This window comes from Bradyrhizobium erythrophlei (assembly GCF_042430365.1).
Taxonomy (GTDB): Bacteria; Pseudomonadota; Alphaproteobacteria; order Rhizobiales; family Xanthobacteraceae; genus Bradyrhizobium; species Bradyrhizobium erythrophlei.
The window spans coordinates 90604-116554 of record NZ_JBHMET010000051.1 but is presented as its reverse complement, the minus strand read 5'-3'; the positions used below and the strand labels follow the sequence as shown (position 1 = coordinate 116554).

Genomic DNA, 25951 nt, shown 5'->3' with positions numbered 1-25951 from the left:
GCCGGCTGGCCACGGCACGAGGGACGCGGAGCGGCTTATGCGCGCGCGCAACCTCCGCTGCCGTGAGCAGCGGCAATTCCAGATGTCATGTCGTTTGCAAGTCCCGTTGCCGCGCCGTGTCGGCGTGCAACGGGACGACTAGGTCCTTCGTCCATCTGGGCCTCCTAGGCGCACGCCGTGGTCGACACAGCCTGACGCATGGCGATCGATCGCTGGCCCGCGCGTCGCTGGCGATCGGGATCGCTGGTTGCAGCTTCGCTGCCGTCGACGGTCCACCGGCATTCCAGGCGCCCGTCGATCAGGGACCAATGACAGGTCGGCGCCGGGTTTGGGCGCGGGCGCCGGCCTTCCGGGCGGCGAAAGCCCGGGAGGTTGTCATTGCAATGAGTGGCCAGAAACGGCGGCGGCGTCATGCGCCGCGGCTCGAACGGCCGGAATTTTGCGAGTTTCTCGAACATCGCTCACCTCCACTTCCGCTGGTCGCGCGGCAGGCCGGTGAGGATCGGGCGGTCAGCTGGGGCGCGACCACCCATCCACGCGGCGACAGCCTGCGCGATCAGTCTCGATATGTTGCGGCGGCAAGAACCCGGTCATATCAGGTGCTATGTCGCCAGAGTTGCTACTGCCCATGTGCCTTCTGTGCTGGCGCGTGGCCGGGGCACCGGCCCCGGTCGCGGAACGGCATGTTCCGACAATCGGCAAGTATGCTCGACGCGGAACGCTGTCAAGCTGAAATCACTATCCCCCGGGGAGGATCGTCGCTATCCTCCCGGGAGGATAGGAGAGCTGCATGTCCGACGACCATCCGCACGCCGCGATCGCCCGGCGGCTGAAGCGCGCCAACGGCCATCTCGAGACCATCGTCGAGATGATCGAGCAGGGCCGCCCCTGCGCCCAGATCGCCCAGCAATTGCAGGCCGTGGAGAGCGCGATCGAGAGCGCCAAGAAGGCGTTGATCCACGATCACATCGGCCACAGCCTGGAGGACACGCTAAAGGCCTCGGGCGCGAAGGGCCGCGCCGTGCTCAGGGATTTCAGGCTAATCGCGAAATATCTGTGATCGCCGGCATCGGCGCCTGGCCGCAAAAGGGATGACCCGCCCGGGGGGACAGCCGGGCGGGTCGGGTGCGGCACGGGGTGGATGAGGACCCGTGCCGAACGCAGGATCCGCAGTCCTTGAAGCTTCAGTCGATCAGTAACAGGTGCGCACGCGGCCGATGTAGTTGCCGTAGGCGTCGAACTGGCGCACCCAGCCGCAGCGGCGATAGCCGCCGTCGTAGTAGCCGTCGGAGGCTGCGATCGCGCTGCCGACGATGGCGGCGCCGACGAGGCCTGCACCGACGCCCCAGCCCCAGCCGATCGGCTTGGCCTGAGCCTGCGTGGTGGTGGATGCAACGGTGCCGGTCACGGCGAGGGCGGCGAGCGCGACGGCGGCAATCTTGGTCTTGATCGACATGAGAAACTCCATCCTGTGTTTGGCGCGGTCCGGTGTGGTCCGCATGCCAGTTGGACGGAGGCTCCGCGATTCCGGTTCGAATCCGGGCGAAGCGCCCGGCAATGCCAGCTATTCGTCAGAGGATTCAGCGACTTAAACCGCTAGCCAGGGCCGGGGCGAAGCGTCTTCACGTCGAAGTTATCGACGTCGGCAAGCAGCTCGCAGAAGGCGCGGGCGCCGTGCTCGATCAGCTTCTCGCCCTTGTCTGCCGACGCCTTGGTCGCATCGCCGACCGCGCCGCTTTTGTGCAGGTCCTGCGCCTGCCAGGCGAACGGCGCGGGGCGCTGCGTCGACAGGTGGCGGTGCTGCTTCTCGATCGCGATGCTCGCGGGGCGGAAATCCGTGATCGCGTCTTTCCGCACGGCCTGCGGATATTTCGCGAGCATGATCGAGGTCTCGACCGCGCCGCCGTGAATGCCGTGGCGCAGCTCCTTGGCGTCGAACAATCCGTCCGGTGTGCCGAAGCGCGACCAGCTCGTGGTGACCACGAGCATACCGTGCTGCGCGCGCAGATCCTGCGCCACCAGCGACATCGCGGCCGAGTTGCCGCCATGGCTCGTCACCAGCACGAGCTTCTTGACGCCCGCGCGCGCCACGCTTGCGCCGAGCGCCATCCAGCTCGTCAGCGCGACCTTGGTCGGCAGCGTCAGCGTGCCCGGAAAGTCGACATGCTCGGTCGAGATGCCGACCGGCTGCATCGGCAGGAAGGTGGCCGGGATCTCCGCCGGCAGCAATTCACGCACCCGCGCCAGATACGCCTCGCCGATCATGACGTCGGTTCCAACAGGCAGATGCGGCCCGTGCTGCTCGGTCGCCGCCAGCGGCAGCACCGCGATCCAGCGCGAAGGCTCGCTTTTGGCGATGTCGGGCCAGTGGATGGCGGTCCAGTCGCGGGGTGGGAGCGGCGAAGTCATCAAGTGAAGCGTTTCATTGGATGAATTTGCAAGGTAGTTTGTTCATCATGCGAGGACGTGATCCGTCCCCGGGGGCGCGGTCCACGTCTTCCACCTTCCATCATGGGCCATAATAATCGACGGAGTCCAATCATGAACCCGGCCTTTTTGCCGCGAGCGTTAACCGCAAGCCTGTTTGCCGCCGCCCTATCCGTCGTGACGGCGCTGGCCCCGGCGCACGCGCAAACCTTGGACAAGGTCTCGTTCGGCACCAACTGGGTCGCCGAGGCCGAGCATGGCGGGTTCTTCCAGGCGGTGGCCGACGGCACCTACAAGCAATACGGCCTCGACGTCACCATCGTACCCGGCGGTCCGAACGAGAACAACCGCATGCTGCTGATCGCGGGCAAGCTCGACTTCTTCATGAGCGCCAACTCGCTGCAGACCTTCGACGCCGTCACCAACAACGTGCCGCTGGTCGCGGTCGCCGCGATGTTCCAGAAGGACCCGCAGGTCTTCCTCACCCATCCCGAAGTCAAGATCGGCAAGATCGAGGATTTGAAGCCGCTGACGCTTTTGATCTCCAAGGAGGGCATCACCAGCTACTTCCAGTGGCTGCGCTCCGAATACGGCTTCAACGAAAGCAAGGTGAAGCCCTACACCTTCAACTCGCAGCCCTTCATCGTCAACAAGCAGAGCGCGATGCAGGGCTATGTCACCTCCGAGCCCTATGCGGTGGAGAAGGCGGCCGGCTTCAAGCCGAACGTCATCCTGCTCGCCGATTACGGCTTCAACACCTATTCGACCCTGATCGAGACAAGGCGCGAGATCGTCGACAAGAAGCCCGACCTGGTGCAGCGCTTCGTCGATGCCTCTGTTGTTGGCTGGTACCACTACATCTACGGCGACAATTCGGCCGGGAACGCGATGATCAAGAAGCTCAATCCGGAGATGACCGACGAGCTGCTCGCCTATTCCGTCGCCAAGATGAAGGAGTATGGCATCGTCGATTCCGGCGACTCCACCAAGAGCGGCATCGGCGCCATGACCGATGAGCGGATGGCGAGCTTCTTCGACAAGATGGTGCGCGCCGGCGTGGTCAAGAGCACGATCGACTATCGCCAGGGCTACACGCTGCGCTTCGTCAACAAGACGGTCGGGGTCGACCTCAGGCCGAAGAACTGAGCGAGCCGGATGTCGAGACGCGCGTGATGGCGGAGCCCGTGTTGCCAAGTGCCGATGCCGCAGGCTTTGCCGTGCGCCTGCGTGGCGTCACCAAGATCTATGACACCGGCGTGACGGCGCTCGGGCCGCTCGACCTCGACGTCAGGCAGGGCGAGTTCGTCTCCCTGCTCGGTCCCTCCGGTTGCGGCAAATCCACAGCGCTCAGGCTGATCGCGGGCCTTGCCGCGCCGAGCGCGGGCACGGTCGAGGTCTCCCATCATGGCGCCGCGCGCCGCGGCAGCCATCCGATCGGCTTCGTGTTCCAGGAGCCGACCTTGATGCCCTGGGCGAGTGTGCGCGACAATGTCCGCCTGCCGCTGAAGCTTGCACATGCGCCCGCCGCCGATGCCGAGGGCCGCATTGAGGAAGCTCTTGATCAGGTCGGCCTGTCGGACTTCGCGGCCGCCTATCCGCGCGAATTGTCCGGCGGCATGAAGATGCGGGTGTCGCTGGCGCGCGCGCTGGTCACCGACCCCGACATTCTCCTGATGGACGAGCCGTTCGCCGCGCTCGACGAGATCACGCGCTTTCGCCTCAACAACGACCTGTTGTCGCTGTGGCGCAACCTGCACAAGACCGTGATCTTCGTCACCCATTCGGTGTTCGAGTCGGTCTATCTCTCCGAGCGTGTGATCGTGATGACGGCGCGGCCGGGGCGGATCGGCGCGGAGTTTCGCATCACCGCATCAGAACCGCGCGGCGAGGAGTTTCGCACCTCGGCCGAATATGCCGCCTTCTGCCGAGAGGTCTCGAACGCGCTGGCGCCATCCTATGCGGGGCAGGCCGGCGCATGAAATCTCCGCACGACATCATCCGCTTCCTGCTGCCCGTCGCGGTGTTTGCCGCGGGTCTCGTGCTCTGGGAATTGATCGTCCGTGTCAACGACATCCAGCCCTATGTGCTGCCGAACCCGCTGTTGGTGCTGAAGACGCTGGTCGCGGACTGGCCGGTGCTGTCGCAATCGCTCGGCGTCACGCTGCTCACCACGCTCGAAGGGTTCGTCGCCGCCGCGGTCGGCGGCGTTGCGCTGGCGCTTTTATTCAATCAGTCGAAGTGGCTGGAATATTCGCTGTTTCCCTATGCGGTGATCCTGCAGGTCACGCCCGTGATCGCGATCGCGCCGCTGCTTCTGATCTATCTGCAGCAGCAGACCGCCGTGATCGTCTGCGCCTGGATCGTCGCGTTCTTTCCGGTGCTGTCGAACACGACGCTCGGCCTCAATTCGGTCGACCGCAACCTCGCCGGCCTGTTCCAGCTCTACGGCGCGTCGCGCTGGCAGACGCTGCTGTTCCTCAAGCTGCCGGGCGCGCTGCCCCATATGCTCGGTGGATTGCGCATCGCCGGCGGCCTGTCCCTGATCGGCGCCGTGGTCGCCGAGATCGCGGCGGGCAGCGCCGGCGCCGGCTCGGGCCTCGCCTTCCGGATCGCTGAATCTGGCTACCGGCTGAATATTCCCCGCATGTTCGCAGCACTTCTGCTGCTCTCGCTCGCCGGGATTGTCATCTATGGGTTGCTGGCGCTAGTTTCCCACCTCTTGTTGCGACGCTGGCACGAAAGTGCGCTTGGAAAGGAAAGCTGATGGCCACGATTTCTTCCGAAAAGATCGATCTGCTTGTTTATGGACCGATCCGGCCAATCCTCGAAAACGGCTTTTCCGATCAATACGTGCTGCACCGGGCCGAAAGCCGCGGCGACCTCGAGCGGCTGACGGCTGATGTCAAGGACAAGATCCGCGGCATCGCCGTCACCTACCACACGATGGCGACCGACAAGGCCGCGCTCGGACTGTTCCCCAAGCTCGAGATCGTCTCAAGCTTCGGCGTCGGCTATGACCACGTCGATTCCCACCACGCGCGCGATCACAATATTGTGGTCACCAACACGCCCGACGTGCTGACCGAGGAGGTCGCCGACGTCGCGATGGGGCTGCTGATTGCGACGCTCCGCGAATTCGTTAAGGCCGACCGCTACGTGCGCTCGGGCCTGTGGCAGACCCAAAACTATCCGCTCAGCGTCGGCTCGCTGCGCGACCGCAAGATCGGCATCGTCGGCATGGGCCGCATCGGCCAGGCGATCGGGCGGCGGCTCGAGGCCTCGCTGGTGCCGGTGTCCTATCATTCGCGCAACCCGGCCAAGAATGTCTCCTACAAACATTATCCCGACCTGATCGAGATGGCGAAGGCGGTGGACACGCTGATCGTGATCGTGCCCGGCGGTGCCTCGACCTCGAAGATGATCAACGCCGAGGTGCTGAAGGCACTCGGGCCGCGCGGCGTGCTGATCAACGTCGCGCGCGGCTCCGTCGTCGACGAGCCGGCGCTGGTCGCGGCGCTGAAGTCGGGCACGATCCTCGCGGCCGGCCTCGACGTGTTCGCCGCCGAGCCGAACGTGCCGGACGAATTGAAGGCGATGCAGAACGTGGTGCTGCTGCCGCATATCGGTTCGGCCTCCGTGGTCACGCGCAACGCGATGGATCAGCTCGTGGTCGACAACCTCGAGGCCTGGTTCGCCGGCAAGCCGCCGCTGACGCCGGTCGCCGAAACCCCGGTGAAGGGCCGCTGATGATCCCGTCCCGCTTCACCGTTGCGGTTGTGCTGACGATGGCCGGAAGCCTTCCGGCCTTCGCGCAGGATGCCGCGGCGTTGAAGAAGGACATGATCGGTCAGTGGGAGCTCGCTACCACCGAGCGCAGCAAGACCTGCGTGGTGACGCTGAAGGGCGACGCCGCGGGGCAGGCGTTCAAGCTCGAGCTGGAGCCGGCCTGCGCCGCCGCGCTGCCCTTCACCAAGGACATCGCGGCCTGGAGCATCAAAGGTCTCGGCGACATCGTCCGGCTGCAGAATGCGGCCGGCGAATCCGTGATCGACTTCACCGAGGTCGAAAGCGGCATCTTCGAGGGATTGCGCACCAATGAGGGCGTCTACATCCTGCAAAACCTCGCGGCGGCCCGCTCGCTCGCCAAGTCGATGGACCAGATGATCGGCGACTGGTCGATGGTCCGCGGCAACGGCCAGCCGATCTGCACCCTGACGCTGACCAACACCGACGCCGGCAACGACAATTTCCAGGTCTTCCTGAAGGGGAAATGCGATCCGGCGGTCGCCGCGTTCAATCCGACGCTGTGGCGGCTGGATCACGGCCAGATGCTGTTGATGTCGGCCAAGGGCCAGACCTGGCAGTTCGAGGCCGACGACAACGCGCAGTGGCGCAAGGTGCCCGACACCGCCGATCCCTTGATCATGCTGCGGGGGCAGTAGGGGCGTTCGACTTCTCCCTCGCCCCGCTCTTGCGGGGAGAGGGCAGGGGTGAGGGGTTCTATCCGCGGAAACGGCGAGAGCCGAATTCGTGGTGCGCCCCCTCACCCGGATTGCATCTTTGATGCAATCCGACCTCTCCCCGCAAGCGGGGCGAGGTAAGGAAGCACGGGCCGAGCCTGCCAATACTCCAAAAAAATCTCCGCCCCCCTGTCGATCCGGTGCTTCCCGGATCGTCGTCTCCTATAACGGGCCGGTTTCGCAGCTCGTCCAAAACAGGAGTTTTTCATGCGCTTTATGTCGATTGTCACCTCGTCGCAGCCGCCCGCCCAGCCGACCCCGGCGCTGATGGAGGCCATGGGCAAGCTCGCGGACCGCGAGATCAAGGCCGGCCGCATGGTGGATAGCGGCGGCCTGCTGCCGGTTGCGACCGGCGCCCAGGTGCGCATTGTCGGCGACAAGCTCAGCGTCGTCGACGGCCCCTTCGTCGAGGCCAAGGAGATGATCGGCGGCTACGCGATCTTCGAGCTGCGCAGCAAGGAAGAGGCGGTGGCGCTCGCGGTCGAGTTCATGCAGCTCCACAAGGACCATATGCCGGGCTGGGAAGGCACCTGCGAGGTTCGCGCCTTCGCCGGGCCCGACGGCCAGTGTGGTGGATAGTCAGGGGAGGCCTGCGATGCGCTTCATGTACGTCCTGGTGGCCGAAAAACCGATGATGCCCAACCCCGCGCTGCGGGAGGAGATCGGCAAGATGGCCGAGCGCGAGATCAAGGCCGGCCGCATGCTCGACACAGGCGCGCTGCTGCCGCGCACGGCCGGCGCCGAGGTGCGGATCAAGGACGGCAAGCTCAGCGTCACCGACGGCCCCTTCATGGAAGCCAAGGAGGTGGTCGGCGGCTACGCCATCTTCGAGCTGAAGGACAAGGAGGAGGCGGTGGCGCGCGCGGTCGAGTTCATGCAGCTCCATCTCGACCACATGCCGGACTGGGACCTGTCGTGCGAGGTTCGCCCCTTTGTCGATTGCTGACGGGCCCATCCGCCGGATGCCGGCGGCGGCCAACGCGGCCGCCGACATCCACCGCACCATCCTCGGTGTGTGGCGCATCGAGCAGCCGCGGCTGATCACCAGCCTGTCGCGGATGCTGCGCGACGTGCCGCTCGCCGAGGATCTGACCCAGGAAACATTGATCGCGGCGCTGGAGCACTGGCCGGTGACCGGCGTGCCGGAGAAGCCGGGCGCGTGGTTGATGGCGACCGCCAAGCGCCGCGCGCTCGACCATCTGCGTCGTAACCGGATGCTCAACCAGAAGCACGGCATGCTTGCGCACGACCTTGCGCGGGAGCAGGAGACCATGCCCGATTTCGATTCCGCGCTCGACGACGATATCGGCGACGAGCTGCTGCGCCTGATCTTCACCGCCTGCCATCCCCGCCTGTCGCGCGAGGCCCGCGCCGCGCTGGCGCTGCGCATGATCTGCGGCCTCACCACCGAGGAGATCGCGCGCGCCTTCCTGGAGGCGGAGACGACCATCGCCCAGCGCATCGTCCGCGCCAAGCGCACGCTGTCGGAGTCCGGCCTCGCCTACGAGACGCCGCGCGGCGAGGAGCTGTCCGAGCGGCTCGCCTCCGTGCTCGAGGTCGTCTATCTCATCTTCAACGAGGGCTATACCGCCTCGCGCGGCGGCGAATGGCTGCGGCCGCAGCTCTGCGACGAGGCGCTGCGCATGGGCCGCGTGCTGACCTCGATCGCGCCGCAGGAGCCGGAGGCGCACGGGCTGTTGGCGCTGATGGAGCTCAACGCCTCGCGGATGGCGGCACGCACCGATGCGCGCGGCGACCCCATCCTGCTGATGGACCAGAACCGCGCGCTGTGGGACCGCCTGCAGATCCGCCGCGGGCGGCTGGCGTTGGCGCGCGCCCGAAAGCTCGGCGGCGTCGGCGGCTTCTACGCGCTGCAGGCCGCGATCATCGCCTGCCACGCCGAGGCCGACACATCAGACGTGACCGACTGGCGGCGCATCGCCGCGCTCTATGGCGACCTCGCTGCGCTGGTAGCCTCGCCGGTGATCGAGCTCAACCGTGCGGTCGCGGTCGGCATGGCCGAGGGACCGCAGGCCGCGCTCGCCATCGTCGACGACCTTGCGCGGGAGCCGGCCCTGAAATCCTATCATCTGCTGCCGAGCGTGCGCGGCGACCTCCTGCACAAGCTCGGCCGCTTCGCGGAGGCGCGGGCCGCGTTCGAACAGGCTGCGGCCTTGGCCGGCAACAAGCGCGAGCACGATCTGCTGCTGCGTCGCGCCGCGACTGCGGCACGCGCCGCGCGGGATCGCACCGGCCGCTGACGGCTTCGCGATTTCGACTTAGAGCGTTCGCCGCTACTTCTTGCGGTGAAACAATCCCATGAAGGTCACGCCGGCACCGCCGCAGCCGCCATTGTCCTCGACCTTGAGCAGCGCGCCGACGCGCTGCATCCGGACCCAGCACTCCCCTTCGTTGCGCTTCTCGAACGGCGTGCTGCCGTCGTCGACGAAGGCGATGGTATCGCCCTGCGGCACCACGTCGGCCTCGATCACGCCGGTGTGGACCTCTTGCGCCCCCTTCACCGCCATCTCGCCCGAGACGTGCAGCTTGCCGCCGCTGCCGCGCTTGATCTCGATGGAGCCCTGCCGCTGGTCCCACAGCCCGATCCAGTCCGCCGGTTGCGGCGACGGCATCGGCGCCATCGGCGTCAGCGCCGTGCTCGGCAGCCAGCCGGAGGTCCAGATGTTTTTCTTCGACGTCGGCGACTGGTAGGTGACGCAGGTGAACGCGCCTCTGACACGTCCGGTGAGCACGAGATCGCCGGTGACGAGATAGGACGCCTTGCGGCAGGCATCCGTCGCCGCCGGACAAGTCACGGCCTTGAAATCGTCGTCATAGGGGCTCTTGACGAAGTTGACGCGCGGGCTGGCCGTCACCTTCGACAGCACCAGCGCGTGATCGTCGTTGCCGTCGGCGCCGTTGCAATTGGCGGGGTCGGTGGCGTCATAGGCCTGCGCGCCTGTTGCCGACAACAGCGCAGCCAAAACCACACCAATGAACTTCGATGCCATAGCAGGATCCCTGTGCACGACGCTGTCGTGCGCTCGTCATGATTGGTCGGGCGGTGGACATCGGTGGTTCAAACCGGAGGGCGCGATCCGACAGCGCCGGTGCCGAATATTCCGGATCAAGCTGCAAATAGCAGTCATGCCGGTGGCGCAGCGGCGCCGGCATTGACAGTTCAGCCCGCGGTCACCGATTGTGCTGGCCTACGATCGCAACCTGACGAGGCGCGCATGCATCTCAGACGATTGACGGTGTCGATGTTGGGCGGGCTGTTGCTCGCCGCTGTCCTGTCCGGTACGGCCCGCCCGCAAACCGCCGATGTGGTATGGCCAACCCGGCAATGGCCGACGTCGACGCCGGAAGAGCAGGGCATGGATTCGACCGCGCTCGCCAAGCTCGTCAGCTATGGTGCGACCCGCAGCCTCGACAGCCTGTTGATCGCGCGCCACGGCCGGATCGTGCTCGACGCCTATTATGCGCCCTACACGCCGCAGATCCCCCATATCATCAACTCCGCCACCAAGGCGGTGACCGGCACCCTGATCGCGCTGGCGCTAAAGGACGGTCTGCTCGACAGCCTCGACCATCCGATGCTGGATTTCTTCCGCGATCGCACGATCGCCAATGTCGACGACCGCAAGCGGGCGATCACGATCCAGAACATGCTGGACATGACGTCGGGCTTCGCCTGGACGGAAGGTGTCGAGGGCGGCCGCCCCGAATTGCTGATCGAGTGGGCCCGCAGCCGCGACGCGATCAATTTCGTTCTCGACCGACCGATGGCGAACGCGCCGGGCGACGTGTTCTACTACAACACCGGCAACCCGCAGCTCTTGTCCGCGATCATCAGCAAGCTGACGGGGTTGAGCGCGCGAGACTATGCGCTGGCCCGGCTGTTCCGTCCGCTCGGTATTCCGGCGCCGTACTGGCACAGCGTCAGGCCGGGCCTGTCGCAGGGCGGCGGCGGACTGTTGCTGGTGCCGCGCGACGCCGCCAAGATCGGTTACCTCTATCTCCATGACGGGGAGTGGGAGGGGCAGCGGCTATTGCCGCCAGGCTGGGTCGACCGCATCAGGAACGCCACGCTCGACATGCACGCTTCGTTCAATCCCGCCCTGCGTTACGCCAACTATTTCTGGGTGCTACCGGACAAGAACGTGTTCATGGCGGTCGGCGATCGCTGCCAGGTCATCATGGTGTTCCCTGCGCGCGATATCGTCGCGGTGACGACGGCGCGCGACTACTGCTCGTTCGGCAAGGTGGCCGGTGACATCGCCGACGCCGTCAAATCCGACGCGGCGCTGCCGGCCGATCCCGTCGGCGCCAATCTGCTCGCCAGCGAGCTGCGCAACGTCGCGACGGAGAAGCCCTCGGCGGTCGGCCAAGCACCGCCGACCGCCGCCGCCATCGCGGGCAAGACCTATCGCTTCCCGTCCAACGCCTTGAGAGTGCGGGCGCTTGCGCTGAGCCTGACCGACCAGCCGGCGCGCTACGAGCTGGAAATGTCGACATCAGATCCGGCTAATCCGGTGACCAAATTGACCGGGCCAATCGGGCTCGACGGGCTCTTCCGGCTCGGCCCGTCGACGCCGCTCGGCGTGATGGCGCTGAAGGGGTCATGGCAGGACAACCGGACGTTCGCGATCGACATGCGCATGGTGGGCGGCGACACCGACAGCAGATGGCTCTTGTCGTTCGACGGCGGCAAAGCCAGCCTCCGCGGCAAGGACCGCTTCGGCGGCGACGTGCAGGTCGATAGCGACGCCGCGGGCGGACAATAGGGCGACGCGGCTGGGCAGGAATGGCGGGCGCGTCCAGGTCGTAGGTCGTAGGATGGGTAGAGCGCAGCGAAACCCATCGCATCGCCGAGAGTGATGATGGGTTTCGCGGAGTTTATCATCGGGCCGCGCTTTGCGCGGACCCGGTGGCTCTACCCATCCTACGGCTCCGCGCCCATGCCACTGATTTGCCCGTCGACGCAAGCCCTCGCGGAAGAAATATTTCGGTTTTTTAGAATTACGAATTGGTGTATTGATTTGCCCGTCTCACCCGAATGAGGGGCGGCTCGCGATCGTCACGAACGTGGTGTGAGATGCGGTGGACGCGGGGTGCGCAACTGACGAGTGCGCACAACGCGGACGGTGAAGTCGTGTGGTCCTGACGCCCCAGTGGCTGGTGTCTCATCAGCAAGCCTCTTGCTGGCGACGGTGACAAGAAAGCCGGTCTCGCCGGGGAGAGCACGAGATAAGCCATAACCCATCGCGCAGGGAAAGCCGGAGTCTCCGGTTTCACCTGTGGTCCTACCCCCGTGCTTTTGTTGCACGGGACCCATGGGTGCGATCGGCACCCGGCTTTCCCTGCGCCCTCTGCTCAAGGGGAGGGTGGAAAGTGCAGCAAGACTCGGGCGCAGCGCGCGGCGAGAACGCGAACTTGCATCCTCATCGCTGTTTGATATGTGAATCGAGAATCAACCCCAACGTCGTCCCGGCGAAGGCCGGGACCCATACTCCGCGGCCGGCGTTGTGAACGTGAATCGTCGTTCCAGCGTCGCGCAACAATTGGCATTTGTGGTTATGGGTCCCGGCCTTCGCCGGGACGACGCCGGTGGGCATGCCGCGGCCACCTCAAGCCGCGCGGATGTTGGCGAGGAAGCGGTCGACCTTCTCGCGCAGCATCGTCGCCTGCGTGTTGAGCTGGTCGGCCGAGGTCAGCACGCGGCCGGCCGCGGTGCCGGTTTCGCCGGCGGCGCGGGTGACGACGCCGATATTGCCGGAGACCTCGCTGGTGCCGCGCGCGGCTTCCTGGACGTTGCGCGCGATCTCCCGCGTCGCCGAGCCCTGCTCTTCGACGGCGGAGGCGATCGCGACTGTGATCTCGTTGATGCCGCCGATCGTGCCGCCGATATGCTCGATCGCCTGCACCGCGTCGGTCGTGGCGTCCTGCATCGCCGCGACCTGCGCCGAAATCTCCTCGGTCGCCTTCGCGGTCTGGCTGGCGAGCGACTTCACCTCGCTCGCCACAACGGCAAAGCCGCGGCCAGCCTCGCCGGCGCGGGCGGCCTCGATGGTGGCGTTGAGCGCGAGCAGATTGGTCTGGCTTGCGATGTCGCTGATCAAATTGATCACGTCGCCGATCTTCTGCGCCGCCGCCGACAGGCCCTGCACGGTCGTGTTGGTGCGGTTGGCCTCCTCGACGGCCTTGTGGGCGATCTCGGTCGATTGCGCGACCTGGCGGCCGATCTCGGAGACCGACGACGACAATTCCTCGGTCGCCGCCGCCACCGTCTGCACATTGGCGGAGGCCTGCTGCGCCACCGCGGCCACCGTGGTTGCCTGCTGGCTCGCAGCATCGGCGGCAGTGGACATGCTGTTCGAGGTGGCGCGCAATTCGACGGCCGCGCCGGCCAGCGCATCGAGCGAGGCGCGCACGCTGTTCTCGAAATCGTCGGCCATCCGGCCGAGCAGGCCGTGCTTCTCGGCCTCGCTGCGCTGCTTCAGCTCGTCCTGCTCGCCGCGCAGCCGCACCGCCTCGATCATGCTGTCCTTGAACACCTGCACCGATTGCGCCATCGCGCCGACCTCGTCGCGGCGCTCCAGCGCCGGAATAATGGTAGCGGTGTCGCCGGCGGCGATCTTGCGCATCGCGGCCGTCATGCCGGTGATCGGCGCCACGATGCTGCGTCCGAGCAGCAGGCACATCGCGATCACGAGAAGAAGCGCGCCGGCGACCAGGGCGCCGATCCATTCGGCCTCGGTCCAGAAGATGGCGTCGATATCGTCCAGATAGATGCCGCCGCCAATCGTCCAGCCATACGGCTTGAATTCGGTCGCGTAGGAGATTTTCGGCAGCGGCTCGTTGCTGCCGCCTGGCTTCGCGAAACGGAAGCCGACAAAGCCGCCGCCCTGCGCCGCGAGCTCGATCTGGCGCTTGGTGAAGAGCACGCCGTCCGTATCAGGCGTGTTGTAGAGGTTCTGGCCCTCGACCTTCGGATTGGGATGCGCCTGGATCACACCCTGCGGGCTGAGCGCATAGAAATAGTCGCTCTTGCCGAAGCGCAGCGTGCGCAGCAGCGCCTTGCCGCGCTCGAACGCGTCCGCATCAGACAGGCCGGCGGCCTTCGAGGCCTGGTAGTTGAGATCGATCGCCTGCCGCGCCAGCAGGACGACGTCCTGCAGCTTGGCCTTGCGGTCCTCGAGCAGGTTGCTGCGCAGCGCGGTCAGCCCGACGGCGGCGACAGCGACGATGCCGAGCACCGCCACGCCGACCATAATCATGAGCTTGGACGAGATTCGCAGATTGCCGAGCATGGGATACCTTTTCTGGGAAGGCGGCTGCCGCGCCGGGCGCCGATGGTTCCGAAAGGATTAACGGCAATTGATGAAATTGCTCCTAACGCGGCGCGCCCGGGGGTTGCGTCGGGGAGCGCGACAGGTCGCAGCGATTCGCGCGAAGATTGTATGATGCGGTCGCGCGAATCGCTGGGATCATGGAGCTTGGCGCCGCGGTCTGCGACGAAGGGGGTAGGGACGACCGGTCGGGATCGAAGGTGTCGGCTACTCGCGGGGTGCGGTCGCCGCGGCTCCGACATCGAGGCCGAGCAAGCGGGCGCGTTCACGGCGCTCCTCCGCCAGCAGATTCAGTTCCCGTTCCAGCGAGCGCGCGACCTCCTGTTGCGATTCCTTGGAATGGCGGCGCTGCGCGCCATGAGGTCTTGCCGGGTGAGCGGTCACGGGGGGAACCCTTGTCATCGTACTGTCATGGCGAGTCATGGCACGCCGGGATTCCGCGCGACAATCAAAAAGATTTCAGCGACGAAGCTTTGGAAAATATCTCACGCAACTGACTCCAAAACAGGCAGAAGATTCTCCTGGAAGCAGGTGGAGCAGACCAAGCATCGTGCAATTGCCGAAAATACAGGATGCCTGCACCCGCAACGATCAGACCAATTTCGAATTGCGACGAAACCATTTCTGGATTCGGATGAAGCCGTCCTGAAATGGACACGCTGTAGCGCTAGCATATCAGAGGTTGAGTCGACCGTTCGGGAGACCCCGGCCGTCAGGCGGGGTGATGTTGGAGATGAGACAGCCGAGTGCCAAGCCGTATATCTGGGCGGCCGCGCTGATCGCGGTCGCGATCTGGGGCATGGCCGGCACCCCGCAGATGGCGCACACCTCAGCCACTACGCATCTGGCCCGCGCCCGCTAGAGCATGATGAGATTAGGTCGAATTGCCGGCCCCGAAGACGCTGCGCTCCCTCTCCCGCCTGCGGGGGAGGGTTGGGGTGGGGGCTCTCTCCACGAATCGTACCGTGGAGAGAGCCCCCACTCGCCGCGCTCCGGACGACGTTTCGCGTCGCTCGTCGCGCGCCGACCTCCCCCGCAAGCGGGAGAGGTGAAGCGAGCCCGCGGGCAGCCGATTCAACCAAAAATCATCACGCCCTAGCGGCGCCATCGTCGGGGCCGGCGCGGCGGTCAGAGCCGTGGCCGCATCAAGCGCTGCATGTCCATCGTGTAGGTGTAGCGCCCTTCGGGATGGGTGGTGATGGTGACTTCGAACAATTCCTCGCGCAGGCCGTAATAGCGGCGCACCACGGTCAGGGCCGGCGAGCCGGTCTTGACGCCGAGCGCCTTCGCGATCGGCGCCGGCATGCCGCGGACGAAGATTTCCATCTGGGCGTATTCGGTGGTCTGGCCGTACATCTTGGCGACCTGCTCATGCACCGGGGTGCGGCCGTGGTCGGGTCGCTTCACCACATCAGCGAACTTACGCAGCACGTAGATCTCGGCCCAGCCGAGCGGAGCCGCGAACTGGTCGGAGCGGCGCACCGCCTCGATCAGGAACCAGTTCTTGCCGGGCTCGCATTTCAGGAGCGCGGCGAGCTTCTTGTCGGCGACGATGTCGCCATAGCGCACGACCTCGCGATAGGTCTCGTTGGAATAGCGCAGCCATTCTCCCAGCGATTTAACGCTGTGGGTGAACAGCACCGGCGGCTCGGCCGCGATCACCACCGAGCCGAGGCCGGCGCGGCGCACGATCAGGCCCTGGTCGATCAGGATGCGCAGCGCCTCGCGCACGGTCTGACGGCTCGCCTGATAGCTAGCCATCAGCTCGGTCTCGGTCGGCAGCAGATTGCCCACCGCGTAGGTGCCGAGCCTTATGTCCTTCTGCAGCCTAGTGGCAATATCGCGGTAGCGGGACGATCTCGCCTTGCCCGGTTTGTCAGCCATGGCGGATCACTTATGGCGGGTCACTTGGGGAACGACCGGTTGCCCCGTCTGCATCGAGTGCAGCGCCGCCTCGAACGCGGCGAGCGTCGCCAGCACATCCGCCTCAGCCACCGGGAAAGGCTGTTTGCCCTCGACGGCATCGGCAAAGGCGGACAGCTCGGCTGCGAGCGTATCGAGCGGGGGATGGCGCGTCGTCGCGGGCGGCTCGCCGGATTTGCGCAGCACCACCGTCACCTCGTCCAGCACCTCGACCGAACCCTTTGTCCCGAACACATGCACCCGCCAATAGAACGGCGTCGCGCGCACCGTCGCAAGCGTGCCGGTGACGCCATTCACAAATTCGATCGCAAGCATCGCCGTGTCGAGCGGCGGCGGGCCCGCCTCGCGCGCGGTCAGATGGGCATAGACCCGACGCACCGGGCCGAGCAGGCTGACGAAGCCGTCGAGCACATGCAGGCCCGCGCCGGTCAGCCCGCCGCCCGGCGATTCCTCCGGCGACAGCCGCCAGCCTTGCGTGATGTTCTGGGAGTTCTCGTTGCTGTTGTGGCCCTCGACATGCAGGATCGTGCCAAGCTCGCCGCCGGCTGTAATGGCGCGCAGCGCCCGCATCGACGGCCAGAAGCGCCGGTTGTGCCCGACCGCCAGCACGACGCCGGCCTTGCGGCAGGCGGCGAACATCTCCGCCGCATCCTCGCGCCGCAGCGCCAACGGCTTCTCGCAAAACACCTGCTTGCCGGCGGCGGCCGCTGCGATCACCTGCGCCTTGTGCAGCGAATGCGGCGTCGCCAGCAGCACCGCATCGATGGTGGGATCGGCGAGGACCTCGGCAAGGTCGGGCACCGCCTCGAGGCCGTGTTCGGCGCAAAACCCGCTGATGCGCGCGATATCGGGTTCGACGGCGCACCTGATGCTCAGCCGGGGTTCGCTGCGCGCCGCCTCGACCAGCGCGCGGCCCCATCGCCCGAGGCCCGCGATCGCGCAGTTGATCATGTGCCTCTCCGGGGCAGGCTCCGCTTGGTACGGATGGCCTCGATCACCGCTGAACTGTCACAGTCCGGGCCTGCCAGCGCGATTGCGGTCCGGAGCAATGCGGTTTGTGTGGTCGTCATCGGCAGCGTCAGCTGGTGCCGCTCGGCCTCGCGCAGGATCAGTTCGGCATCCTTCAGCGTCTGCGAGATGTGCGATTGCGGCACGAAATCTCGCGCCAGCATCTTCGGCCCCTTGCTGTCCATCACCTTCGAATACGCCGCCGACTGGCGCGCAGTGGCAAGGAAGGTCGCGCCATCGAGGCCAAGGCGTTCGGCAAAGGCGATGCCTTCCGCGAGCGCCGCGCGGTTGTTCTGCAGGATCAGGTTGATCGCGAGCTTGGTCCGGCTGGCGTTGCCGATCTGGCCGACCGGTATCCGCTGCGGGCAAAGGATATCGAGCGTGCAGCGAACCGCCTCGATCGCGTTGGCGTTGCCGGCGATCAGCGCGGTTGCGGTCCCGGCGCGGACGTCCTCACTGGTCCCGGAGATCGGGGCCTCGATCAAGGGCAGGTTCATCCGCACCGCCTGGCTTGCAAGGGAAACGATCTCCCCGGGCGCGCAGGTCGTGGTGCAGATCACGAGCGGCGGTTCCGCGGGTGAGACGATGAGTTCCGGGAGCAGCTCCTCGACCTGGGCGGCGTCGTACACCGCGATCACCACGGTCCGGCAGCGGGCCGCGACCTGCGCCGCGGACACCGCAATGTCGCCGCCGGCCGCCTGCAGCGCCTCACACCTTGCGGCATCGATGTCGAAGCCGATCACCGGCGTGGCGGCCTCGATCAAGCGCGCGGCGAGGGCCGAACCCATCAGCCCCAGGCCAATCACTCCGATCGATGTCCCGGACGTCACGTCGCGACCTTGTCGTGTCCTGTCATTGCGGCTGGATGCCGGCCGCCTTCACTTCCGCCGACCAGCGAACGATCTCGTTCCCGACGAAGGCGCCGAACTCGGCGGGCTTCATCGTCGAGACGATCACACCGACATTCGCCAGCTTCTCCCGCGTCGCCGGCATCGACAAGAACTTTTCGCACTCGGCATAGATCTTGTTGACGATCGGATCTGGTGTGCCAGCCGGCGCGAACAGCCCGTACCAGATCGTGGCCTCGAAACCGGGCATGACCTCGGCGAGCGCCGGCAGGCCCGGGGTGAGCTCGTTGCGGGTCGCCGACGTCACGCCGATGCCGCGCAGCGTGCCGCCCTGCATCTGCGGGATCGCGACCGAGAAGTCGCCGAAGGTGAGGTCGATGACGCCGGCCATCACGTCGGTCATCGCCTGTGGCACACCACGGTACGACGCCGCGACCAGCGACAGGCCGCCGCGCGACTGCAACTGCGCGATCGAGATCTGCGATGCGCCGGACCCGTATCCCGCGGTCAGGCTGGGATGCGCCTTGGCATAATCGCGGAACTGCGGCAGGTCGCGCGCCGCGAATTTCGGATTGACCAGCAGCACCATCGCCGTCGTCGTGGCGCGGATGACGGGCGCAAAATCTTTCACCGGGTCGTAGGGAAGGCTCTTGAGCGTCGCGACGTTGCTGGCATGCGTCGTGTTGGTGCCCATCAGCAGCGTGTAGCCATCGGGGGCGCTGCGCGCGACTTCCTGGGCACCGATGCTGCCGAGCGCGCCGGCGCGGTTCTCGACCAGCACGGTCTGGCCGAACGCGTCCTGCAGGTGCTGGCCGACCAGCCGCGCGACGTTGTCGGGGCCGGCGCCGGCTGGGAACGGCACGATGATCTTGATCTGGCGCTGCGGGAAGTCGTCGGCGGCCATGGCCGGCAGTCCGGCCGATGCGGCGAGATTTGTCCGTATAAACGTTCGAAACAGGGAGCCAGATGCCACATGGTTGATGTCAGCGATCTCCACGCCCGCGGCCTGCGCCGGCGCCAGAAGATGTTCGGCGAGGCCGATGTCGCCGGGCGGATGGCGGCCGCGGGCGATTTCGGTGCGCCGCTGCAGAACATCATCAACGCCTATGTCTACGGCGACGTCTGGGAGCGCAGCGGCCTCTCCGACCAGATTCGCAGCCTGGTTATGCTCGGAATTACTGCGGCGAGCGGCAAGCCCGCCGAATTCAAGGTCCACGCCAAGGGCGCGCTTGCCAACGGCTGCACCGCCGCGCAGGTGCAGGACGTGCTCTTGCTGGTCGCGATGTATTGCGGAGTTCCGGCCGCGATCGAGACCAGCAGGATTGCTGCCGAGGTGTTCGGCGAGCTGCCGCCGGAGACCGCGGGTCAGTCCGGATGACGCCTCCGCGCGTGGCGTGATAGGGCTGAGCCGTGATCGGCCACAGGACACGCCCATGCCCGCCTTCCCGACCTCGACCACCGTGCTCGATTCGGTGCTGTTCCGCGATGCCTTCGGCACGCCCGAGATGCGTGAGGTGTTTTCCGACCTGCGCCTGATCTCCCGCTACGCCGAGGTCGAGGTGGCGCTGGCCAAGGCGGAAGCGCGCTGTGGCGTGATCCCGGCAGAGGCGGCGGAGGAAATCGCACAGCGCGCCGACGTCGGCGCGCTCGATTTCGACCTGTTGCGGCAGGAGACCGACATCGTCGGCTACCCGATCCTGCCGTTGGTGCATCAAATGGCGAAGCAATGCGGCGAGGCCGGCCGCTACGTGCATTGGGGTGCCACCACGCAGGACATCATGGACACCGCCGTGGTGCTGCAACTGCGCGACGGCCTTGATATCATCGAGGACGACATCGCTGACCTGCGCCGCATCCTTGCCGGCCTCTCGGCGCGCCATCGCGATACGCCGATGGCCGGCCGCACCCATTTGCAGCAGGCGCTGCCGGTGACGTTCGGCTACAAGACCGCAATCTGGCTTGCGATGTTCGATCGTCACGCCGCGCGGCTCGTCGAGCTCAAGCCGCGCGTGCTGGTCGGCCAGTTCGCGGGCGCCGCCGGCACGCTGGCCTCGCTCGGCGACAAGGGCTTCGACGTCCAGCAGGCGCTGTGCGAGGAGCTCGGCCTCGGCGTTCCCGTCGCGACCTGGCATGTGGCGCGCGACGGGCTGGCGGAAGCGATCAACTTCCTCGCACTGGTCACGGGATCGCTCGGCAAGATCGCGCTCGACATCATGATCATGGCGTCGACCGAATTCGCCGAGGTCTATGAGCCGTTCGTGAAAGGGCGCGGCGCGTCCTCGACCATGCCGCAGAAGCGCAACCCGATCTCGTCGGAGCTGATGCTCGCGGCGGCCAAGGCGGTGCGCCAGCATGCGGGGTTGATGCTGGATGCGATGGTGCAGGATTTCGAGCGCGCCACCGGCCCCTGGCACGCCGAATGGATGGCGATCCCCGAAAGCTTTGTGCTGACCGCGGGCGCATTGCACCAGGCGAAGTTCGCGCTTGGCGGCCTGATCGTCGATGAGAAGCGGATGGCCGACAATCTCGATAGCAGCCGCGGCTTGATCGTCGCCGAAGCCGTGATGATGGGACTTGCCCCCGCGATCGGCCGGCAGGAGGCGCACGACGTCGTCTATGACGCCTGCCGCGTCGCCAACGACAAGGGGCTGACGCTCGCCGACGCGCTCGCGGCGGATCCGCGCGAGGTGAACCGCATCGATCGTGCGACGATCGATCGCCTCACCTCGCCGACGAACTATCTTGGGCTGGCACCCGAGATGGTCGATCGCGTGCTGGCGTCGGCAAAGCGGTAAATTCAACGCGATCGCTCGCCTTTGCGTGATCGGCAGGCCGAGCGGGAACCTTGCGAATTCGGATCAAACTGGACTACGACTGAGCCAACCCAACTCATCCACCAATGACTGCCGGACCATCATGACCGCACATCAACGCAACGTTTCCGCTTCGATCGATCCCGTGAAGCTCGACCGGCTCGCCGAAGTCGCCATCAAGGTCGGGCTGCGGCTGCAGCCGGGGCAGGATCTCTTGTTGACCGCGCCGTCAGTGGCGCTGCCGCTGGTGCGGCGGATCGCCGAGCATGCCTACAAGGCCGGCGCCGGCGTGGTGACGCCGATCTTCTCGGACGAGGAGATGACGCTGGCGCGCTATCGCTACGCGCAGGATGCGAGCTTCGATCGCGCCGCGAACTGGCTCTATGATGGCATGGCCAAGGCCTTCGGCAATAACACCGCACGGCTCGCCATCGTCGGCGACAATCCGATGCTGCTGTCGGGCGAGGACCCGACCAAGGTCGCGCGCGCCAGCAAGGCGAATTCGATCGCCTACCAGCCGGCGCTGGAGAAGATCGTCAATTTCGACACCAACTGGAACATCATCGCCTATCCGAGCGCGTCCTGGGCCAGGCAGGTCTTCCCCGACGATGCCGAAGATGTGGCGGTGGCCAAGCTCGCGGATGCGATCTTCTCGGCCTCGCGCGTCGATCAGGATGGCGCCGTCGGCGCTTGGGAGAAGCATAACGCCAAGCTGCGCGAACGCACCGAATGGCTGAACGGCCAGCGCTTCCACGCACTGAAGTACAGTGGTCCCGGCATGGACCTCACCATCGGGCTTGCCGACGGCCATGAGTGGGAAGGCGGCGCCTCGACCGCCAAGAACGGCATTGTCTGCAACGCCAACATCCCGACGGAGGAGGTCTTCACCACGCCGCATTGCCGCCGCGTCAGCGGCCACGTCGTCAGCTCCAAGCCGCTGTCCTATCAGGGCACTCTGATCGACAACATTGCGGTGAAGTTCGAGGAGGGCCGGATCGTCGAGGCCAAGGCGTCGCGCGGCGAGGAGGTCTTGAAGAAGGTGCTCGACACCGACGAGGGCGCACGCCGCCTCGGCGAGGTCGCCCTGGTGCCGCATTCGTCACCGATCTCGAAGAGCGGGCTGTTGTTCTTCAACACGCTGTTCGACGAGAACGCCGCCTCGCACATCGCGCTCGGCCAGTGCTATTCGAAATGCTTCGTCAATGGCGACAAGCTGACGCCGCAGCAGATCGCCGAGCAAGGCGGCAACAAGAGCCTGATCCACATCGACTGGATGATCGGCTCGGGCAAGACCGACATCGACGGGGTCCATGCCGACGGCCGCACGGTGCCGGTGTTCCGTCAGGGCGAGTGGGCGTAACGTCTTCCGGTCGCCGATCGCGTCAGCGGAAACGCTGGCGTGCGGCGATCAGCTGGCGCCGCGTGGCGCTGAAGCGGCAGGTCTCGTGCTGCGGCCGGAACCCGAGCCGGCGATAGATCTTCAGCGCCGCCGGATTGTGGCTGGAGACGTTCAGCCAGCACGGATGCTCGACCGAGACGTCGTGGGAGGTCAGCACGTGATAGACCAGTACCTGGCCGAGCCCGCGCCCCTGCCGTGCCGGATCGACCGCGGCCGATTCGATCCACATCGAGTTCTGCTCGGGCTCGGTCAGGCAGAAGCCCGACGCCTGCCCGTCCTCGGAGGCGAGCCAGACTTCGCTCTCGGACAAGAGCTGCGCCATCTCCTCCGGGGAGTAGCGGCGGAACGCCGCATCGGACGCATAGGCCGCGTTGTGGATGCGCGCGACCTCCGCCGCACAGGCCGTCGGGTCACTGACCCGCTCGATGGTGGCGCGCGCGGCCGCCAGCGTGCGGGCCGGCTGCAGCGGTTCCACGCACTTCATCCCGATTTCGGATTCGATATGGACAAAGCCGAACGCCGCCACGAAGGCCATGCCGGCCGGCCAGTCGCGGCTTACCAGCGTCTGCACGGCCAGATCGTCGTCGGCCGCGTCGATCGCGAGCACGTCGTCGAACAGCGCCAGTCCGACGCGACGGCGCCGCGTCTCAGGCGTCACCACGATCTTGAGGAACCGGGCGTGATGCGGGCCTTGATCCCGCAGCGACGATTCGGCGAGGCCGACGAGGCGTCCGCCCCGCTCGGCGACACGAAAATCCCGCCCGCCGCGATTCTGCGGCAGCTTCAGGAACTGCTCCCATTGCGGCAGCGTGACCGGGCCAAGTCGCGGTTCCGCCGCCGCCGCCCTGGCATAAAGCGCGATAACCGCCTCCGCGTCGGTCTCGCGGAGCGTCCGGATGGTGATGCCTTCATCCATAAGTCGGTAGATTACCCGATCTCGAGCCGATAAACATCCTTTGCCGTCTTCGAGAACAGCGCGGTCTTCTCGACCTCGCTGTACTGTGAAGCAAGCCGCTTGAAGGTGTTGAAGATCACCTGGTAGCTGCACTGGCCCTTATCAGGTGGGAAGTTGCTCTCGAACATGCAACGGCTGGGGCCGAAGGACTCGATGCAGGTTTCCACATAGGGGCGCCACGCGGCGGCGAGTTCCTCCGACGACGGCGGCCGGGGGCGCAGGTGGAAATCGTAGCCAAGCAGGCACATCGCGAGCCCGCCGAGCTTAACGACGACGTTCGGGCATTTGGCGATCTCCTGGATCGAGGCCCGCCACGCCGGAAAGGTCTCGTTCCGCTTGCCGGCGAAACGGCCGATGCCAACCGGGCCGCCGCAATGGTCGAGCACGATGCGGGTGTCAGGAAAGGCGCGGGCCAGATCGGTGAGCTCGCCGATCTGCGGATGGAACAGCCAGGCGTCGAAGCTCAACCCGAGCGGCGCCAGACAGGCAAAACCCTTGCGGAAGGTGGAATCGAGCAGAATTCCCTTCGGCCGGTTCGCATACACGTGCGCCACGTCGGGGTCCTCGTCCCAGGCCGAGGAGTGGCGGATGCCGCGGAACCGGCCGTTGCCGGCGGCGATCTCCGCCTCCAGCACCGCCTTGGCCTGGTCGCCGAGCAAAAGATTAACGTGGCTGACGATGCCGGCGCAGATCGCCGCTCTGCCGTAGCCGCCGCTTGCCGCCATGGCGGCGACGCCGTTGGCGAATTCGACCTCGCCGACCGGGCGGAATGCTTCCGGGCCATCGGCACGATACATCGAACGGCAATCGACATAGACGGTGGCGACGATGTTGTGGCCGGAGGCGACGTCGTCACGCATCTCCTCGATCAGGTAGCGCAGCCCGCCGCGGTCCCAGAGATGATGATGTGGATCGACGATCGGCCGGGCCGGGTCGATGATCTCCTCGGTATATTGTGCAAGCCAGTCTTCGCGCGGATTGGCATAGAGTCCGCTCGCAGAGGCGGGCAGCGTGCTGGCCATGGATGATGCTCCCTGTTCTTGCTCTTGTCGGCCGCCGAGGCGATGTCGGCTGTGCCGAGGATAGCGAGGCCCTAGGGAGCGCGTCAAACGTGAGCAGGTGGCGCGCGTAGCGCGGCGGTGCTCACGCTTTTGTCGCGCGCCGCCTCGTACGCGCGCGCTGCTGCGCCGAGACCGCAGGGCGCGAGCCCATGGCCACCCATTCGTCGTAGAATTCGATCTTGGCGTCGACCAGCGCGAGCGCCTCGGTCCATTTCGCGATCATGGCCTGCACGCGGAGCTGATGGTCGGCGAGCAGCGCGCGGCGCTTGCGCAAGGTGGCGCTGCCCTGCTTCACGAGGTTGGTGTATTCGCGCAGCTGCTTGATGGACATGCCGGTGCAGCGCAGGCGATCCATCAGGTCGAGCCAGCCGATGTGATCGTCGCTGTAGACCCGGCGGCCGCCGCGGTCGCGGCTCACCCCGGGCATCAGGCCCTGCGCCTCATACCAGCGGATCGTGTGCACGCTGCGGCCCGAACGCCGCGCGATCTCGCCGATATGGAGCGCGCTCGGCATGGCCTGCGCGGGAGGTGTCCGGGCGTCCATCACAGATACACGGCCTTCATGGCACCGGCCGGATAGCGCTCGCCGGCCGCTGCGCCGGGCGGGATCGCGGCCGAGATCCGTGCGAGGTCTTTTGTCGACAGCTTCACATCCAGCGCGCCGATGTTCTCGTCCAGCCTGCCGAGCTGCTTGGTGCCGGGAATCGGCACGATGTCGGGCCCCTGGGCCAGGAGCCAGGCCAGCACGAGCTGCGACGGCGTGCACTCCTTCTCGCGCGCGATCGCGACGATTTGGTCGACGAGATCGAGATTGCGGGCAAAATTATCGCCGACGAAGCGCGGATGATCGCTGCGGCGATCGCCCGCGATGTCGGCGTGCGAGTGGATCTGCCCGGTCAGGAAGCCGCGGCCGAGCGGCGAGTAGGCGACAAACGAGATGCCGAGCACGCGGGTCGTCTGCAGGGTTTCCTCGGCCTCGCTGCGATAGAGCAGCGAGTATTCAGTCTGCACCGCGGCCAGCGGATGAATCGCGTGCGCGCGGCGGATGGTTTCGGGACGCGCCTCGCACAGCCCGAGATGGCGTACCTTGCCTTGCTCGACAAGCCGCGCCATGGCGCCGACGGTGTCCTCGATCGGCACGTTCGGATCAATGCGGTGCTGGTAATAGAGGTCGATGGTGTCGATGCCGAGCCGTTTCAGGCTGGCCTCGCAGGCCTGCTGCACATAGGCCGGCGTTCCGTCGACGCCTTGCCCGGTCGCGGTCTTGACCTGGCCGAACTTGGTCGCGATCACGACCCGGTTGCGCAGGCCCTTCAGCGAGCGGCTGAGCAATTCCTCGTTGTGGCCCCAGCCATAGAGATCAGCACTGTCGAGGAAATCGATGCCGCGGTCGATGGCGTGGCGGATGAAGTCAGGCGTCGCAGAATCGTCATTCGCGCCATAGACGCCGGAGAGCGACATGCAGCCAAGCCCGATGGCGGACACCTCGGGGCCGTTCTTGCCGAGCTTGCGATGCGGGAGCTTGCTGATGGTCGTCATGCCGTTGTTCCTCACGAGCGGTGTCTCCAGACCGCATCAGTGAACATGCTAGAGCGTACTCTAGGTCAAGCGCGAAACATCACCGCGTCACGAAATCGTGTCGGCC

The 25951-nt window shown here is 66.2% G+C and carries 28 protein-coding genes; 14 read left to right on the top strand and 14 right to left on the bottom strand.

Translation table 11 applies throughout. The features are described from left to right. Positions 1-164 precede the first annotated feature (164 nt). The gene (locus ACFFWD_RS08645) at positions 165-458 is read right to left on the bottom strand and encodes a hypothetical protein (RefSeq protein WP_376963642.1); all 294 of its coding nucleotides are present in this window, start codon (positions 456-458) and stop codon (positions 165-167) included. A gap of 332 nt (positions 459-790) precedes the next feature. On the opposite strand from ACFFWD_RS08645, the gene ACFFWD_RS08640 reads away from it, so the two are divergent. Further along, positions 791-1060: a metal-sensing transcriptional repressor gene (locus tag ACFFWD_RS08640; protein ID WP_376963639.1), complete on the top strand. Its 270-nt coding sequence runs from the start codon at positions 791-793 to the stop codon at positions 1058-1060. Positions 1061-1192: 132 nt separating this feature from the next. Here the strand turns inward: ACFFWD_RS08640 and ACFFWD_RS08635 are convergent, their stop codons facing one another. Together ACFFWD_RS08635 and ACFFWD_RS08630 are read right to left on the bottom strand one after the other, a co-directional pair. Next, entirely contained in the window at positions 1193-1456 is a 264-nt protein-coding gene (locus tag ACFFWD_RS08635) for a hypothetical protein (RefSeq protein WP_376963636.1), read from the bottom strand. Between the two features lie 140 nt (positions 1457-1596). Further along, positions 1597-2409 carry a creatininase family protein gene (locus ACFFWD_RS08630; RefSeq protein ID WP_376963634.1) on the bottom strand — a complete coding sequence of 271 codons (813 nt, stop codon included), beginning with the start codon at positions 2407-2409 and terminating at the stop codon, positions 1597-1599. Between the two features lie 132 nt (positions 2410-2541). Between ACFFWD_RS08630 and ACFFWD_RS08625 the strand changes: the two genes are divergently transcribed. The 8 genes from ACFFWD_RS08625 (at position 2542) to ACFFWD_RS08590 (ending at position 9208) form a co-directional block, all read left to right on the top strand. Further along, positions 2542-3573, top strand: coding sequence for an ABC transporter substrate-binding protein (locus ACFFWD_RS08625; RefSeq protein WP_376963631.1), 1032 nt, complete (start codon positions 2542-2544; stop codon positions 3571-3573). Positions 3574-3599: 26 nt separating this feature from the next. Then, entirely contained in the window at positions 3600-4406 is an 807-nt protein-coding gene (locus tag ACFFWD_RS08620; protein ID WP_376963717.1) for an ABC transporter ATP-binding protein, read from the top strand. Beyond that, a complete protein-coding gene (locus ACFFWD_RS08615) occupies positions 4403-5191 on the top strand; it encodes an ABC transporter permease (protein ID WP_376963628.1) in 789 nt (262 codons plus the stop codon). Before ACFFWD_RS08620 ends, ACFFWD_RS08615 begins: the two co-directional genes overlap by 4 nt. Continuing rightward, positions 5191-6174: a 2-hydroxyacid dehydrogenase gene (locus ACFFWD_RS08610; protein ID WP_376963625.1), complete on the top strand. Its 984-nt coding sequence runs from the start codon at positions 5191-5193 to the stop codon at positions 6172-6174. The genes ACFFWD_RS08615 and ACFFWD_RS08610 overlap by 1 nt, the downstream gene beginning before the upstream one ends. Next, positions 6174-6869: an AprI/Inh family metalloprotease inhibitor gene (locus tag ACFFWD_RS08605; RefSeq protein ID WP_376963622.1), complete on the top strand. Its 696-nt coding sequence runs from the start codon at positions 6174-6176 to the stop codon at positions 6867-6869. The genes ACFFWD_RS08610 and ACFFWD_RS08605 overlap by 1 nt, the downstream gene beginning before the upstream one ends. Before the next feature lie 285 nt (positions 6870-7154). After that, positions 7155-7526 carry a YciI family protein gene (locus ACFFWD_RS08600; RefSeq protein WP_376963620.1) on the top strand — a complete coding sequence of 124 codons (372 nt, stop codon included), beginning with the start codon at positions 7155-7157 and terminating at the stop codon, positions 7524-7526. Between the two features lie 16 nt (positions 7527-7542). Then, positions 7543-7893 carry a YciI family protein gene (locus ACFFWD_RS08595; protein ID WP_376963617.1) on the top strand — a complete coding sequence of 117 codons (351 nt, stop codon included), beginning with the start codon at positions 7543-7545 and terminating at the stop codon, positions 7891-7893. A 16-nt stretch (positions 7894-7909) separates the two neighbouring features. After that, on the top strand, positions 7910-9208 hold the full coding sequence (locus ACFFWD_RS08590) for an RNA polymerase sigma factor (RefSeq protein ID WP_376963714.1): 1299 nt from the start codon (positions 7910-7912) through the stop codon (positions 9206-9208). A 33-nt stretch (positions 9209-9241) separates the two neighbouring features. On the opposite strand, the gene ACFFWD_RS08585 is transcribed toward ACFFWD_RS08590, so the two are convergent. Then, positions 9242-9958, bottom strand: coding sequence for a hypothetical protein (locus tag ACFFWD_RS08585; protein ID WP_376963614.1), 717 nt, complete (start codon positions 9956-9958; stop codon positions 9242-9244). 225 nt (positions 9959-10183) lie between these two features. Here ACFFWD_RS08585 and ACFFWD_RS08580 point away from each other — a divergent pair, with 225 nt between their 5' ends. Next, complete coding sequence (locus ACFFWD_RS08580) at positions 10184-11734, top strand: serine hydrolase domain-containing protein (RefSeq protein WP_376963611.1); 1551 nt, start codon at positions 10184-10186, stop codon at positions 11732-11734. A gap of 843 nt (positions 11735-12577) precedes the next feature. Here the strand turns inward: ACFFWD_RS08580 and ACFFWD_RS08575 are convergent. Next, complete coding sequence (locus ACFFWD_RS08575; protein ID WP_376963608.1) at positions 12578-14260, bottom strand: methyl-accepting chemotaxis protein; 1683 nt, start codon at positions 14258-14260, stop codon at positions 12578-12580. 246 nt (positions 14261-14506) lie between these two features. Then, the gene (locus ACFFWD_RS08570) at positions 14507-14701 is read right to left on the bottom strand and encodes a hypothetical protein (protein WP_376963605.1); all 195 of its coding nucleotides are present in this window, start codon (positions 14699-14701) and stop codon (positions 14507-14509) included. Between the two features lie 331 nt (positions 14702-15032). Between ACFFWD_RS08570 and ACFFWD_RS08565 the strand changes: the two genes are divergently transcribed. Then, positions 15033-15161, top strand: a complete 129-nt coding sequence (locus ACFFWD_RS08565; RefSeq protein ID WP_376963602.1) for a hypothetical protein — start codon at positions 15033-15035, stop codon at positions 15159-15161. A gap of 266 nt (positions 15162-15427) precedes the next feature. On the opposite strand, the gene ACFFWD_RS08560 is transcribed toward ACFFWD_RS08565, so the two are convergent. From ACFFWD_RS08560 to ACFFWD_RS08545, 4 genes are read right to left on the bottom strand one after another with little or no spacing between them, the layout of a single operon-like run. Continuing rightward, a complete protein-coding gene (locus tag ACFFWD_RS08560) occupies positions 15428-16183 on the bottom strand; it encodes a GntR family transcriptional regulator (protein WP_376963599.1) in 756 nt (251 codons plus the stop codon). Positions 16184-16189: 6 nt separating this feature from the next. Then, positions 16190-17173 (bottom strand): Gfo/Idh/MocA family protein, encoded by a 984-nt coding sequence (locus ACFFWD_RS08555; RefSeq protein WP_376963596.1) that lies wholly within the window; start codon positions 17171-17173, stop codon positions 16190-16192. Further along, positions 17170-18060, bottom strand: a complete 891-nt coding sequence (locus ACFFWD_RS08550; RefSeq protein ID WP_376963593.1) for an NAD(P)-dependent oxidoreductase — start codon at positions 18058-18060, stop codon at positions 17170-17172. Before ACFFWD_RS08550 ends, ACFFWD_RS08555 begins: the two co-directional genes overlap by 4 nt. A 22-nt stretch (positions 18061-18082) precedes the next feature. Beyond that, a complete protein-coding gene (locus ACFFWD_RS08545; RefSeq protein WP_376963590.1) occupies positions 18083-18982 on the bottom strand; it encodes a Bug family tripartite tricarboxylate transporter substrate binding protein in 900 nt (299 codons plus the stop codon). 69 nt (positions 18983-19051) lie between these two features. Between ACFFWD_RS08545 and ACFFWD_RS08540 the strand changes: the two genes are divergently transcribed. The 3 genes from ACFFWD_RS08540 (at position 19052) to ACFFWD_RS08530 (ending at position 22251) form a co-directional block, all read left to right on the top strand. Beyond that, a complete protein-coding gene (locus ACFFWD_RS08540; RefSeq protein ID WP_376963587.1) occupies positions 19052-19456 on the top strand; it encodes a carboxymuconolactone decarboxylase family protein in 405 nt (134 codons plus the stop codon). A 55-nt stretch (positions 19457-19511) separates the two neighbouring features. Continuing rightward, a complete protein-coding gene (gene pcaB, locus ACFFWD_RS08535) occupies positions 19512-20873 on the top strand; it encodes a 3-carboxy-cis,cis-muconate cycloisomerase (RefSeq protein WP_376963585.1) in 1362 nt (453 codons plus the stop codon). Positions 20874-20994: 121 nt separating this feature from the next. After that, on the top strand, positions 20995-22251 hold the full coding sequence (locus tag ACFFWD_RS08530; RefSeq protein WP_376963583.1) for an aminopeptidase: 1257 nt from the start codon (positions 20995-20997) through the stop codon (positions 22249-22251). Positions 22252-22273: 22 nt separating this feature from the next. Here ACFFWD_RS08530 and ACFFWD_RS08525 read toward each other — a convergent pair whose 3' ends face one another. From ACFFWD_RS08525 to ACFFWD_RS08510, 4 genes are all read right to left on the bottom strand, one after another. Continuing rightward, positions 22274-23206 carry a GNAT family N-acetyltransferase gene (locus tag ACFFWD_RS08525; protein ID WP_376963575.1) on the bottom strand — a complete coding sequence of 311 codons (933 nt, stop codon included), beginning with the start codon at positions 23204-23206 and terminating at the stop codon, positions 22274-22276. An 11-nt stretch (positions 23207-23217) separates the two neighbouring features. Next, positions 23218-24267: an amidohydrolase family protein gene (locus ACFFWD_RS08520; RefSeq protein WP_376963572.1), complete on the bottom strand. Its 1050-nt coding sequence runs from the start codon at positions 24265-24267 to the stop codon at positions 23218-23220. Between the two features lie 121 nt (positions 24268-24388). Next, positions 24389-24820, bottom strand: a complete 432-nt coding sequence (locus ACFFWD_RS08515) for a MerR family transcriptional regulator (protein ID WP_376963569.1) — start codon at positions 24818-24820, stop codon at positions 24389-24391. A 29-nt stretch (positions 24821-24849) separates the two neighbouring features. After that, positions 24850-25845 carry an aldo/keto reductase gene (locus ACFFWD_RS08510; RefSeq protein WP_376963566.1) on the bottom strand — a complete coding sequence of 332 codons (996 nt, stop codon included), beginning with the start codon at positions 25843-25845 and terminating at the stop codon, positions 24850-24852. Between the last annotated feature and the right edge of the window lie 106 nt (positions 25846-25951).